Source organism: Exiguobacterium sp. s39 (assembly GCF_018618925.1).
Classification (GTDB): Bacteria; Bacillota; Bacilli; order Exiguobacteriales; family Exiguobacteriaceae; genus Exiguobacterium_A; species Exiguobacterium_A abrahamii.
This window is the reverse complement of the sequence record NZ_JACSNA010000001.1, coordinates 1,299,737-1,312,950: the sequence shown is the minus strand read 5'-3', so window position 1 is coordinate 1,312,950 and position 13,214 is coordinate 1,299,737. Positions and strand designations below refer to the sequence as shown.

General features: G+C 47.1%; 13 protein-coding genes. All 13 read left to right on the top strand.

Features of this window, described 5'->3' with window-relative positions; all coding sequences use genetic code 11:
• Positions 1 to 63: 63 nt before the first annotated feature.
• On the top strand, positions 64 to 1,224 hold the full coding sequence (gene sucC / locus KNQ11_RS07000) for an ADP-forming succinate--CoA ligase subunit beta (RefSeq protein WP_023468732.1): 1,161 nt from the start codon (positions 64 to 66) through the stop codon (positions 1,222 to 1,224).
• A gap of 13 nt (positions 1,225 to 1,237) precedes the next feature.
• On the top strand, positions 1,238 to 2,155 hold the full coding sequence (gene sucD, locus KNQ11_RS06995) for a succinate--CoA ligase subunit alpha (protein ID WP_023468731.1): 918 nt from the start codon (positions 1,238 to 1,240) through the stop codon (positions 2,153 to 2,155).
• A gap of 83 nt (positions 2,156 to 2,238) precedes the next feature.
• Positions 2,239 to 3,066 (top strand): DNA-processing protein DprA, encoded by an 828-nt coding sequence (gene dprA, locus KNQ11_RS06990; protein WP_214770738.1) that lies wholly within the window; start codon positions 2,239 to 2,241, stop codon positions 3,064 to 3,066.
• 47 nt (positions 3,067 to 3,113) lie between these two features.
• A complete protein-coding gene (gene topA / locus KNQ11_RS06985) occupies positions 3,114 to 5,210 on the top strand; it encodes a type I DNA topoisomerase (protein WP_029342082.1) in 2,097 nt (698 codons plus the stop codon).
• Positions 5,211 to 5,213: 3 nt separating this feature from the next.
• Positions 5,214 to 6,518: an FADH(2)-oxidizing methylenetetrahydrofolate--tRNA-(uracil(54)-C(5))-methyltransferase TrmFO gene (trmFO, locus tag KNQ11_RS06980; protein ID WP_023468729.1), complete on the top strand. Its 1,305-nt coding sequence runs from the start codon at positions 5,214 to 5,216 to the stop codon at positions 6,516 to 6,518.
• 172 nt (positions 6,519 to 6,690) lie between these two features.
• Complete coding sequence (locus KNQ11_RS06975) at positions 6,691 to 7,569, top strand: tyrosine recombinase XerC (protein ID WP_023468728.1); 879 nt, start codon at positions 6,691 to 6,693, stop codon at positions 7,567 to 7,569.
• Positions 7,570 to 7,583: 14 nt separating this feature from the next.
• Positions 7,584 to 8,135 carry an ATP-dependent protease subunit HslV gene (hslV, locus tag KNQ11_RS06970; protein ID WP_023468727.1) on the top strand — a complete coding sequence of 184 codons (552 nt, stop codon included), beginning with the start codon at positions 7,584 to 7,586 and terminating at the stop codon, positions 8,133 to 8,135.
• Positions 8,128 to 9,501 (top strand): ATP-dependent protease ATPase subunit HslU, encoded by a 1,374-nt coding sequence (hslU, locus tag KNQ11_RS06965; RefSeq protein ID WP_214770722.1) that lies wholly within the window; start codon positions 8,128 to 8,130, stop codon positions 9,499 to 9,501. Before hslV ends, hslU begins: the two co-directional genes overlap by 8 nt.
• A 16-nt stretch (positions 9,502 to 9,517) precedes the next feature.
• On the top strand, positions 9,518 to 10,297 hold the full coding sequence (gene codY, locus KNQ11_RS06960; protein WP_023468725.1) for a GTP-sensing pleiotropic transcriptional regulator CodY: 780 nt from the start codon (positions 9,518 to 9,520) through the stop codon (positions 10,295 to 10,297).
• A 250-nt stretch (positions 10,298 to 10,547) separates the two neighbouring features.
• Positions 10,548 to 10,910, top strand: a complete 363-nt coding sequence (gene flgB, locus KNQ11_RS06955; protein WP_058704849.1) for a flagellar basal body rod protein FlgB — start codon at positions 10,548 to 10,550, stop codon at positions 10,908 to 10,910.
• Positions 10,911 to 10,913: 3 nt separating this feature from the next.
• A complete protein-coding gene (flgC, locus tag KNQ11_RS06950) occupies positions 10,914 to 11,312 on the top strand; it encodes a flagellar basal body rod protein FlgC (protein ID WP_029342078.1) in 399 nt (132 codons plus the stop codon).
• A 17-nt stretch (positions 11,313 to 11,329) separates the two neighbouring features.
• Positions 11,330 to 11,617, top strand: coding sequence for a flagellar hook-basal body complex protein FliE (gene fliE / locus KNQ11_RS06945; protein WP_029342077.1), 288 nt, complete (start codon positions 11,330 to 11,332; stop codon positions 11,615 to 11,617).
• A gap of 61 nt (positions 11,618 to 11,678) precedes the next feature.
• Positions 11,679 to 13,214 carry a flagellar basal-body MS-ring/collar protein FliF gene (fliF, locus tag KNQ11_RS06940; protein ID WP_251139640.1) on the top strand — a complete coding sequence of 512 codons (1,536 nt, stop codon included), beginning with the start codon at positions 11,679 to 11,681 and terminating at the stop codon, positions 13,212 to 13,214.

Here is a 13,214-nt window from a genome sequence, read left to right as displayed (position 1 = left end):
AGCGCTTCCAATTTTAACTACAATGAAAGAGCCGAAACTAAAGGGGTTAAGGGGGATTTTTTCATGAATGTACATGAGTATCAGGCAAAAGAATTACTTCGTTCGTACGGTGTACCCGTACCAAACGGAATCGCAGCCTTCACCGTCGAAGAGGCGGTCGATGCATCAGAACAATTGTCAGGCCCGATCAAAGTCGTCAAAGCTCAAATTCACGCGGGGGGACGCGGTAAAGCAGGTGGCGTCAAGCTTGCGAAATCGCAAGAAGAAGTGAAGGAATATGCGACGGAGTTACTCGGCAAAACGCTCGTCACGCACCAAACAGGTCCAGAAGGAAAAGTCGTTCAACGTCTTCTCGTCGAAGAAGGGTGTGCGATTGACAAAGAATACTATCTTGGAATCGTACTTGATCGTGTGACAGGACGTGTCGTCATCATGGGATCAAGTGAAGGTGGTATGGACATCGAAGAGGTGGCGGAAGCGACACCAGAAAAAATCATCAAAGAAGTCGTCGATCCTGCAGTTGGTCTTCAAGGATTCCAAGCGCGTAAACTTGCGTTTGCAATGGGTGTTCCTGTGAAGCTCGTCAACAAGTTCGTCGGTATGGTCACGAAACTCTATAACTTCTTCGTCGACAAGGATTGTTCGATCGCAGAAATCAACCCACTCGTTACGACGAAGGATGGCGAAGTCCTCGCACTGGATGCGAAGTTGAACTTCGACTCAAATGCATTGTATCGTCATGCGGACATCGTGGCGTTACGTGATGAAACAGAAGAAGATCCACGCGAAGTCGAAGCATCAAAGAGTGATTTGAACTATATCGCGCTCGATGGAAACATCGGTTGCCTCGTCAATGGTGCTGGTCTTGCCATGGCAACGATGGATATCATCAAACACTTCAGTGGTGATCCTGCGAACTTCCTCGATGTCGGTGGTGGTGCGACGAAGGAAAAAGTAACAGAAGCCTTTAAACTGATCTTGTCGGATGAGAACGTCAAAGGGATTTTCGTCAACATCTTCGGTGGAATCATGAAATGTGACGTCATCGCAGAAGGTATCGTTGCGGCGACAAAAGAAGTCGGTCTCGAATTGCCACTCGTCGTTCGTCTTGAAGGGACGAACGTTGATGCAGGGAAACAAATTCTCAAAGATTCAGGTCTAGCGATTACAGCAGCTACATCAATGGCAGACGGCGCAGAAAAAATCGCTGCGCTCGTGAAGTAAGGGGGAGCTAAAGATGAGTATTTGGGTGAACGAATCGACGAAAGTCATTATTCAAGGGATTACTGGTAACCAAGGGATGTTCCACGGTGAACAGATGATCGACTACGGCACAAACCTCGTAGGCGGTGTCACACCAGGAAAAGGCGGTACGGAAGTACTCGGTGGTGTTCCTGTCTTTGATACGGTCGCACAAGCGGTCGAAAAAACGGGTGCGAACGCATCGATCATCTACGTACCACCAGCATTCGCAGCGGATGCAATCATGGAAGCAGCAGATGCGAACATCGCGCTGATCATCTGTATCACGGAAGGTATTCCAGTTCTTGATATGGTCAAAGTAAAACGTTACCTCGAAGGCAAACCAGTTCGTCTCATCGGACCGAACTGCCCGGGCGTCATCACTCCAGGTGTCGCGAAACTTGGTATCATGCCAGGATATATCCATACACCAGGTCATGTCGGTATCGTCTCACGTTCTGGGACTTTGACATATGAAGCTGTCCATCAATTGACGACTGCTGGTATCGGTCAATCGACAGCTGTTGGTATCGGGGGCGACCCGGTCAACGGAACGGACTTCATCGATACGCTCAAAGCATTCAACGAAGATCCAGAAACAAAAGCCGTTATCATGTTAGGGGAAATCGGTGGAACAGCTGAAGAAGAAGCGGCTGAGTGGGTCAAAGCGAACATGACGAAACCAGTCATTGGTTTCATCGGTGGTCAAACAGCTCCTGCCGGCAAACGGATGGGTCACGCAGGTGCGATCATCTCTGGCGGTAAAGGAACAGCTGCTGAAAAAATCAAGACACTCCGTGCAAACGGAATCGAAGTGGCAGAAACACCAGCTGTCATTGGTGAGACGTTAATCCGTGTCATCAAAGAAGCAGGGATCTATGACGAGTGCGTGACGAACAGCACAGTCAAATAAATCAAAAAAAGGAGCTGTCCTGATCAAATCAGGACGGCTTTCTTCTATATAAATAAGAAGCTTAAATAAGGAGCGCTGATCTCATGAAACGAGAACTGTATATCCGCTTCGCCATGTGTCAGGTACCCTACACGATCGTCCGATTGATTGAGCAATTTGGAATCGTTCCAAGTCATGAATTACCCGTTTCGACGCGTCTTCGAAAACGGTATGAACAAGCATTACAGCTTGATTGGATCGAAGAGTCGATTCTAGTCAAAGGAGATCCACTGTTTCCGACTGTGTTACTGACGATCCCTCAACCGGTCTATGCCCTCTTTTACCGCGGTGATCCGTCCCGCCTAACACTTCCACGCGTCAGTATCATCGGTAGTCGAACCCCCTCACCGCACCATCTTTCCCGCATGCGTTTCTTGCAACCCTTCTTTCATCCAGATCTCGCCACCGTTTCCGGAGGTGCCTATGGTATCGATGCCCTCGTCCATCGCTTGTCCTTAAAACATCAGCAGACAACGATTGCGGTTCTCGCAGGAGGACTTGATCGTCTATATCCTAATTCCCATGCTTCTCTTTTTGAACGCATCCTCTCGAACGGTCTTCTTCTCTCTGAATATCCACCTGGAACTCCTATTCAAAAATTTCAATTTCTAGAACGGAACCGGATCATTGCTGGATTATCTTCATCATTGATCATCGTCGAAGCGGCGAAACGAAGCGGTACGATGAATACTGCCAGTCATGCGCTTGACCAAGGAAAAGATGTCTATTGTTTGCCGGGTTGTCCCACGGAATCGTTCTTTACCGGAACGAATCAATTGATCGCAGAAGGAGCGATTCCACTCCTTGATCCGGAAGAAGTTTCAAAAAGTATTCGGCTGAACGTTGACAAATGGGAATCGAGACTACTATGATAAGTGAGATTAAAATACGAGTACGCCTCTAATAGGGAGCGATTGCAATGGCAAAATATCTAGTAATCGTCGAGTCACCCGCTAAGGCAAAAACCATTAAACGTTATCTCGGATCCAACTATACCGTGAAAGCGTCGATGGGGCACGTCATTGACTTGCCGAAAAGCCAAATGGGAGTCGACGTCGAACATGACTATGAACCGAAATATATCACGATCCGTGGTAAAGGTCCGGTCTTAAAAGAACTCAAGACAGCTGCGAAAAAAGCACAAAAAATCTATCTCGCAGCCGACCCCGACCGTGAAGGGGAAGCGATCGCATGGCATTTAGCTAAAGCATTAGGTGTTGATGAATCAACGGAGTGCCGCGTCGTCTTCAATGAAATCACGAAAGATGCCATCAAGGATTCGTTCAAGCGACCACGCAAGCTCAACTATGATCTTGTCGATGCGCAGCAAGCCCGTCGTATCTTGGACCGCCTTGTTGGTTACAGCATGAGTCCGTTATTATGGAAGAAGATTAAAAAAGGGTTATCTGCGGGACGCGTTCAATCCGTTGCCGTCAAGATGATCATCGATCGTGAACAAGAAATCAATGCGTTCATGCCTGAAGAATACTGGACGATCAAACTCGAACTCGATGCAAACGGTGAAAAGCTCGAAGCGAACTTCTACGGAGTCGATGGCAAGAAGCGTGAACTTCATTCGCAAGAAGAAGTCGATCAAATCTTGAATCAACTCTCAGAAGACTTTACAGTTGATTCCGTCACGAAAAAAGAGCGGAAACGGAATCCGGCGTTACCGTTTACGACGAGTTCTTTGCAACAGGAGGCAGCACGTAAGCTGAACTTCCGAGCGAAGAAGACGATGATGATCGCACAACAGCTATACGAAGGAATCGAAATTGGAAAAGAAGGTACAGTCGGTTTGATTACGTATATGCGTACCGATTCGACACGGACGTCAGATTCGGCGAATCTCGAAGCACACGGGTTCATTGAGCAGGCGTACGGAAAAGAATACATCGCAAGCGAGAAACGTAAAGAAAAGAAATCAGCGAACTCACAAGATGCACACGAAGCGGTTCGTCCGACTTCGACGATGCGCGAGCCACAACTCGTCAAATCGTATTTATCGCGTGATCAGTTCCGCTTATATAAACTAATTTGGGAACGGTTCGTCGCAAGCCAGATGGCGCCAGCGATTCTCGATACTGTCAAAATCGATCTCGTCTCGAACGACGTCACGTTCCGTGCGAACGGGTCGACCGTTAAATTCCCGGGCTTCATGAAGGTCTACATCGAAGATACGGACGATGAGGCGGTTTCAGACGTCAAGGAAGGACTACTTCCTCCACTCGATGAAGGGGAAGAGTTGAAACAATCAGCAATCGAACCGAAACAACACTTCACACAACCACCGCCACGTTATACGGAAGCACGTCTTGTCCGGGCGATGGAAGAGCTCGGTATCGGTCGTCCGTCGACGTATGCGCCGACGCTCGATACGATTCAAAAACGGGGTTACGTGACGCTTGAAGAGAAGAAATTCTTACCAACGGAACTCGGTGAACTCGTCATCGATATGATCAGCGACTATTTCCAAGAGTTCATCACTGTCCAGTTCACGGCAGACATGGAAGCTTTACTCGATGCGATCGAAAAAGGTGACATGCAGTGGACGGAAGTCGTCGATCCAATCTATAAGTCCTTTGCAAAACGTCTGACACGAGCAGAAGCAGAAATCGAGAAGATTGAAATCAAAGATGAACCGGCTGGAGAAGATTGTGAAGTCTGTGGTCATCCGATGGTCATCAAGATGGGGCGTTATGGCAAGTTCATGGCGTGCTCGAACTTCCCAGAGTGTCGTAACACGAAACCGATCCAAGTCGAGATCGGTGTGAAGTGTCCGACATGTGGAACGGGCGACATCGTCGAACGTCGTAGTAAAAAAGGACGTTTGTTCTACGGTTGTTCGAACTATCCGGAGTGTGAGTTCGTCTCATGGGATAAACCGGTCGAAGAACCATGTCCGGTATGTAGTAGTATGATGGTACAAAAGAAAATCAAGAACGGTGTGAAAGTAGAATGTACATCTTGTGGACATCATGAAACACGCATCGATCAGGAGCAAGAGGAGGAATGACCGTTGAAACGTGTAACGGTAATCGGCGCGGGACTTGCAGGTTCTGAAGCAGCATGGCAACTTGCAAAACGCGGCGTACAAGTAGATTTATATGAAATGCGGCCTGTCAAACAGACACCCGCGCACCATACAGACCAATTCGCTGAACTCGTCTGTTCGAACTCACTTCGAGCGAACCAGTTAACGAACGCAGTTGGTGTCTTAAAGGAAGAGATGCGTCAGCTCGATTCCTTGATCATGAAAGCAGCAGACTTAGCGAGCGTTCCAGCAGGTGGAGCACTTGCTGTCGATCGGCATGACTTCGCAGGATATGTGACGGAAACGTTGAAAAACCACCCGAACGTTACAGTCCATCATGAAGAAATCGAAGCGATTCCAGATGGTCCGACGATCGTCGCGACGGGTCCGTTGACGAGTGCGGCATTATCGGAATCACTTAAACAATTCACAGGTGAAGATTACCTATACTTCTTCGATGCAGCGGCACCGATTCTCGATGGAGACACGATCGATCGTGAGAAGGTTTACCTGAAATCACGATATGATAAAGGTGAAGCTGCCTACTTGAATTGTCCAATGACGGAAGAAGAATTCCAGCTCTTCTATGATGAGCTGATCAATGCGGAAGTCGTTCCACTGAAGGAATTTGAAAAAGAGATTTACTTCGAGGGCTGTATGCCATTTGAAGTTCTCGCTTCTCGCGGACCGAAAACACTCTTGTTCGGACCAATGAAGCCAGTCGGACTTGAAGATCCGAAGACAGGCAAACGACCATATGCTGTCGTTCAATTGCGTCAGGATAACTCAGCTGGAACATTGTTCAACCTTGTCGGCTTCCAGACACATTTGAAATGGGGCGAACAAAAGCGGATCATTCGCTTGATTCCTGGTCTTGAGAATGCAGAAATCGTCCGTTATGGTGTCATGCACCGTAACACGTTCGTCAACTCACCGAATTTGTTAAAGCCAACGTATCAGACACGTACACGTGACGACTTGTTCTTTGCTGGTCAAATGACAGGTGTCGAAGGGTACGTCGAGTCAGCAGCGTCCGGCTTAACGGCAGGAATCAACGCGGCACGTCTCGTCAATGAGGCGGAACCGGTTACGTTCCCGCAGGAAACGATGATGGGTGCGATGTCGCACTATATCACGACGACGGAAGGGAAGAACTTCCAGCCAATGAATGCCAACTTCGGATTGGTACCAGCACTCGTCGGTCATCCGGTTCGGATGAAAAAACCTGAGAAGTATGCGCTCTACGCAGAGCGAGCACTTGAAGCAATCAAAGATTTCACGGATATGTGATTGTTGATGGGGAGAAAGGCGTGATTCAGCGCTCTTTCTCCCCATTTCTTAATTTGTCATAAAAGCGTGATAATTTCGTTAATTTTTCGGTTTTTGGTCTATTGTCAGACTACTTGGTCTGTGCTATGCTAAGGGCGATTCGAGAATGAAATGGTCAGAAGGGGGCGCATTCATGGGGATAGACACTGCTTTTGAGCGACTGCTAGAAGATTTCATGCGGTATGTTCATATTGAACGTCAATTATCTCCGAATACAGGTCGCTCTTATGATCAAACACTTCGACAATACGCCGCTTTTTGCCGCGATCATCAGTTACGATCGATTGAATTGGCAAGTGCACGGCGTTATTTGTATGCTCTTTACGATCAGGAGCTGGCGCGGGCGACGATTGCACAAAAAGTTTCCTGCCTCAAACAATTTGGTCGTTTTTTGACACGTGACACCGATGAGCCTAATCCATTCGATGGATTAAAAGCACCAAAACGACAACAAGGACTTCCGACATTCCTCGTCCCAACGGAATATGAACGTTTCCTCGATGCCTTTCGATCGAGTGATACGCTTGGTAACCGGAATGTGGCGTTAGTAGAACTTTTATATGCGACGGGTATGCGGGTCAGCGAGGTCGTTCAACTAGATCTTCGTGATCTCGCGACTGATCACTCCTACGTCCATGTGTATGGAAAAGGTGGGAAGGAACGCATCGCACCGATTGGAACCTTTGCTAAAGATGCATTAGAACTGTACTTACCATCACGAGATCCAGTCGCAGGTCATGAGCAAGCGTTGTTCTTGTCTCATTCAGGGCGTCGATTGACGACGGATGCGATTCGGAAAATCATGAAAAAAGGGGAACAACTCGTTGGGAAACATGTGACACCACATGCGCTTCGTCATAGTTTCGCGACAGATTTACTGGAAAGAGGCGCCGATTTGCGAGCGGTCCAGGAGTTACTTGGACACGCATCGCTGTCGACGACTGGTCAGTATACACACGTAACGACGGAACGATTACGACATGTTTATCAACAAGCACATCCTCGTGCCTAAGGGAGGAAACATTGATGTTTCATGCAACGACGATTTTTGCGATTCAACATAACGGACAATCCGCGATGAGCGGAGACGGACAGGTGACTTTTGGAAACCAAGTCATCATGAAGAAAAGTGCGAAAAAAGTACGGCGCCTCTATGGTGGCAAAGTCATTGCCGGATTTGCTGGAAGTGTCGCGGACGCGTTTACACTCTTTGAAAAATTCGAAGCGAAGCTTGAAATGTATAACGGGAACTTACAACGGGCAGCAGTTGAGCTAGCGAAGGAATGGCGAGGCGATAAGATGCTGCGTCAACTAGAAGCACTCTTACTCGTCATGGATGGAACACATCTCTTACTTGTATCCGGAAACGGGGAAGTCATTGAACCGGATGATGGCATTCTCGCAATCGGTTCAGGTGGTAATTATGCGCTTGCAGCAGGTCGCGCGTTAGCTCGACACGCAAGTCATCTCACAGCAGAGGAGATCGCCCGCGCAGCGCTTGAGACGGCTGGTGAACTCTGTGTCTTTACGAACGATCAAATCATCCTAGAAACGATCGGAGGCAATGACCATGCATGAATTGACACCAAGACAAATCGTCGAGAAGTTAAATGAACATGTCATCGGACAAGCGGATGCTAAACGTGCGGTGGCGATTGCTTTACGTAATCGGTACCGTCGACAATTACTCGATGCATCGATGCGGGATGAAGTCACACCGAAGAATATCCTGATGATCGGACCGACCGGAGTCGGAAAGACTGAAATTGCGCGACGCCTCGCGAAACTCGTCCGTGCGCCGTTCGTCAAAATCGAAGCGACGAAGTTCACGGAAGTAGGGTACGTCGGTCGTGATGTGGAGTCAATGGTGCGGGATCTCGTCGAAGCGTCTCTACGTCTTGTCAAAGATGAGAAAAAGGAAGCGCTCAAGGATCGAGCGGAAGCAGTGGCAAACGAACGAATCGTCGATGCGTTATCTGGTAAAAAAGCATCATCTGGTCTCAGTGGTGGAACGAATCCGTTTGAGATGTTGTTCGGTGGTAACCAAAAGCAACAAGAGCCGGATACATCGGAAGCGACAGCCGACCGTTCGTTACTTCGTCAGCAATTACTGACAGGGCAACTCGAGGATCGAATGATTGAGGTCGATGTTGAAGAACGTCAAGTGGATTTATTCTCTGGGCAACAAGGTATGGAGGGGCTTGCGAATCTTCAGGATATGCTCGGACAAGTCATGCCGAAGAAAACGAAGAAGCGTCAGCTCACAGTCAAGGAAGCGCGTCCGATTTTGACAGCGGAAGAAGCGGAACGGTTGCTCGACTTGAACGAAGTCCATGACGAAGCGGTTCGTCGCGCAGAACAGATGGGTATCATCTTCGTCGATGAGATCGATAAGATCGCGACAAAAGGACATGATTCAGCTGGTGTTTCACGAGAGGGTGTTCAACGAGACATCTTACCGATCGTTGAAGGATCGACGATCGTTACGAAATATGGTCCAGTCAAGACGGATCACATCTTGTTCATCGCTGCGGGTGCATTCCATATGGCGAAACCATCTGATCTGATTCCTGAGCTCCAAGGTCGTTTTCCGATCCGTGTCGAACTCGACAGTTTGACGGAAGATGACTTTGTTAAAATTTTAACTGAACCGAACCAAGCATTACTCAAACAATATAAAGCATTATTAGGGGCAGAGCACGTTCATGTCACCTTTACAGAAGAAGCCATTCGTGAAATCGCACGGATTGCTGCACAGGTAAACGATGAGACGGATAATATTGGAGCACGACGCTTGTATACGATCATGGAGCGCGTCCTTGAAGAATTATCCTTCGAAGCAGCAGACATGCCGGAGACGGATGTAACGATCACGCCACAATACGTGACGGATCGAGTTGGAAAAGTAGCAGATGATCGAGACTTAAGTCAGTTCATCTTATAAAGTGGAGGAAGAAAAAATGAATTTATTGGCGAAAACGCGGAAGCTGAATACGATGTTACAACAAGAAGCGAGCACACATGTTGATTTCAAGGTCATGGCTGATCGACTCAGCGAAGTCATGGAATCGAACACATTCATCGTAAGTCGGCGCGGTAAGTTACTAGGTATCGCAATCAAGCAACAAATCGAAAATGACCGGGTCCGTGGTTTCTTAGAAGAACGTCAATTCCCGGAAGATTACACGAAAAAATTATTTAACGTCACGGAAACGACAGCAAACATTGCCATCGATAGTGAACACACGGCATTCCCAGTCGACAACCGTGATACGTTCGAAACGTCGAAAACGACGATCGTACCAATCATCGGTGGTGGAGAACGCCTTGGTACACTTGTTCTCGGTCGTATGGTAGAAGACTTCAACGAAGAAGACCTCGTGCTTGCGGAGTATGGTGCGACAGTCGTCGGGATGGAGATCCTTCGTGAGAAGGCACATGAGGCGGAAGATAAAGCACGCAAGAAAGCAGTCGTTCAGATGGCGATCAATTCGTTGTCTTATTCAGAACTTGAAGCGATTGAGCATATCTTCGAAGAGCTTGAAGGAAATGAAGGACTACTCGTTGCTTCAAAGATTGCCGATCGCGTCGGTATCACGCGTTCCGTTATCGTCAATGCGCTTCGTAAGCTCGAAAGTGCAGGAGTCATCGAGTCACGTTCGCTTGGAATGAAGGGAACATACATTAAAATCTTAAACGATAATTTCCTATATGAATTAGAACGAATTAAATCGAACTAAAATAGGGAGTCGCTTCTAATAGAGAGAAGACCTAGTTAAGTACTAGGTCTTTTTTGTTTGACTAGGTATTATTTATCATTTTTATAAGAAAAGGGAATAAAAAACAGAATATTAACATCTCATTACCCTATTTTTCAAAAAACTTCTTTTCAAACATTGACCTATTTGTTTCAATTATTTCAGATATGTTACTAACGACTTACTTTTTGTCGTGAATTTGAATATAGTTCCCATGAGTGGAGGAAAGAAGATGAATTGGTTAGGGTCTGACTATAACGTAATGACACAAGCCGTCAATCGAACGGTCATGGCACAGGAGGTCATCGCTAAGAACATCGCGAATGTCGATACGCCTGGGTATAAGGCAAAGCGTGTCACGTTTGGAGATGTGCTCGATTCAGAAATGAAAATGAGTTTAAAGCGACATGCAACAATCGGAACTTCTGGTAGCATCGTCGATCGACCAAATACAATGCGTAACGATGGAAATGGTGTCGATATCGATCTTGAGATGTCTGAATTATCACGCAATCAAATTGAGTACGAGGCGTTGGTAGAACAGTTGAATCGCAAATTCTCTGGCATTCAGTCTGTTATCCGAGGAGGAAAATAATCCATGAGTATGTTCAACGGATTTCATACGTCTGCGTCCGGTTTAACTGCCCAACGTTTGCGTCTCGATACAGTCTCGGCAAACATCGCGAATGCTCAAACGACACGAGGTGAGCTCGTCAATGGACAGTGGCAACCGTATGCGAGAAAACTCGCTGTGTTAAAAGAGACCGCCAATGGTGTCACGGTCAGTGAATTGAAGAAGGATCCTGAACCATTCAAATTAGAATATAATCCGACGCATCCAGATGCGGATGAACTCGGGTACGTCAAGATGCCTAATGTCGATATCTTAAAAGAAATGGTCGACATGATGGGCGCGACACGCTCTTACGAAGCGAACGTAACGGCTTTGAACGCGACAAAAGCGATGCTCGTCAAAGCGATGGAGATTGGTAAATAAGTAGAGGAGATGAAGAGATGGCAATTCAACCAATTCAAAACATGCAGATGGTACTACCCACGCAGACAGTCGCTAAGACGACACCAAGTGATTTTAGTGAGGTGCTCAGTGAAGCCATGAACGGACTGAATGCAACGCAACATGCCTCATCTCAAGCGCGCGTCGATCTCGCGACAGGAAAGACGACGGATCTACATAACATCATGATTAAAACAGAAGAGGCATCGCTTTCTATGCAACTCGCCCTTGAAGTCCGTAACAAAGGCATCGAAGCATACCAAGAAATGATGCGTATGCAACTGTGACTGTTAAGGAAAGCGTGGGAGATGTTGAATGAACGAACGTTTAAAAGCTCGATTGGGAGCTATGAATACGACATGGAAAGAATGGTCACTTGCGAAGAAGGCGACGATTTTAGGAATCATCGTTGTCGTTTTAGCAGCGTTGATTGTCGCCATCGTCTGGTTATCTAAACCAACGATGACACCTCTTTATTCGAAGCTATCCCCTCAAGAAGCAGGGCAAGTGACGGAAAAGCTAAATGAAGATGGAATCGCATCGGAAGTCGTTACTGAAGCGAATGGTGTGACGATTCTTGTTCCAGAAGCAAATGTCGAAAACTTAAAAGTCGAATTAGCGACGGCTGGTATACCAAAATCCGGTCAAATCGATTATTCCTTCTTTAGTGAAAATGCTGGATTCGGAACGACGGATAAGGAGATGAACATTCTCGAACGCGATACGATGCAGACGGAACTTGAAAACTTGATCACACAAGTTAACGGGATCGAGTCAGCAAAAGTCATGATCACTCTCCCGGAGAAGAGTGTTTTTCTATCTGATGAAAAGGAATCTTCAACGGTTTCTGTCGTCTTGACTTCTAGCGCGGGTAGTAATCTTAACAATCAAACGGTTCAAGGGTTGTATCATTTGATTGCAAAGAGTATTCCGAACCTTAAAGAAGAAAACATTACGATCATGGATCAGTATTTTACGTATTACGAGCCAGGATCTGCTACGCAAACAGCGGGCGGAACCGATCCGATGGCGCTGAAGAAAACGACGGAAAACGATTTACGCAAGCAGATTCAGCAGATGCTATCTGTCGTTCTCGGTCCACAAAAAGCACTCGTTTCAGTCACGGCAGATGTCGATGTCACGAAACGTCAGGAAGAACAAAAGCTTGTTGAGCCAGTAGATCCCGATAAAATCGAAGGGATCGTCACGTCTGCTGAAAAAGTAGCAGAAGCGTACACAGGCTCTGCAAATGCTGGTACAGCAGGTACGGGGCAAAATGAGACGACGAATTTCCCGGCGGGTACTGGAACGACGGGTGATACGAGTGAGAAAACACACGATATCATCAACTATGAAGTCAATCGAATCACAAAACAAATCACAGGAGCTCCTTACGAGATTCGTGATTTAGGAATTCAAATCATCGTCGAGCCACCAAAAGGTCAGAATCAGATCGATCCACAACTACAAACTGACTTACAGACGATGATGTACTCGATCATCCGGACATCATTAACGAAGACAGATGCGAAAGCAACGCTGACGGATGCAGAACTTGCCAATAAGGTCGTTGTCATGTCTCGACCATTCGCGGAAACGACGGCAGCGACGAAAACGACGACGGCAACACCGATGTGGGTTTGGTTCGCCCTTGGTGGAGCGGCAATCCTCGTCATTGGAGCAGTCATCCTCCTCATGCGTCGACGGAGAGCGAATGAAATTGAAGAACTTGAGGAATGGACACCGATTGAGACGGAAATTCCGGAATTATCAACAGAAGATACGAGCGATGGTGCAGTCAAACGCAAACAGCTTGAAAAACTCGCTGAATCCAATCCGGATGAGTTTGCGAAATTATTACGTACTTGGTTAGCGGAGGATTGA

Coding starts and splice junctions, on each gene's coding strand:
- sucC (WP_023468732.1), top strand. CDS start 64: ATGAATGTACATGAGTATCAGGCAAAAGAATTACTTCGTTCGTACGGT.
- sucD (WP_023468731.1), top strand. CDS start 1,238: ATGAGTATTTGGGTGAACGAATCGACGAAAGTCATTATTCAAGGGATT.
- dprA (WP_214770738.1), top strand. CDS start 2,239: ATGAAACGAGAACTGTATATCCGCTTCGCCATGTGTCAGGTACCCTAC.
- topA (WP_029342082.1), top strand. CDS start 3,114: ATGGCAAAATATCTAGTAATCGTCGAGTCACCCGCTAAGGCAAAAACC.
- KNQ11_RS06975 (WP_023468728.1), top strand. CDS start 6,691: ATGGGGATAGACACTGCTTTTGAGCGACTGCTAGAAGATTTCATGCGG.
- hslV (WP_023468727.1), top strand. CDS start 7,584: ATGTTTCATGCAACGACGATTTTTGCGATTCAACATAACGGACAATCC.
- hslU (WP_214770722.1), top strand. CDS start 8,128: ATGCATGAATTGACACCAAGACAAATCGTCGAGAAGTTAAATGAACAT.
- codY (WP_023468725.1), top strand. CDS start 9,518: ATGAATTTATTGGCGAAAACGCGGAAGCTGAATACGATGTTACAACAA.
- flgB (WP_058704849.1), top strand. CDS start 10,548: ATGAATTGGTTAGGGTCTGACTATAACGTAATGACACAAGCCGTCAAT.
- flgC (WP_029342078.1), top strand. CDS start 10,914: ATGAGTATGTTCAACGGATTTCATACGTCTGCGTCCGGTTTAACTGCC.
- fliE (WP_029342077.1), top strand. CDS start 11,330: ATGGCAATTCAACCAATTCAAAACATGCAGATGGTACTACCCACGCAG.
- fliF (WP_251139640.1), top strand. CDS start 11,679: ATGAATACGACATGGAAAGAATGGTCACTTGCGAAGAAGGCGACGATT.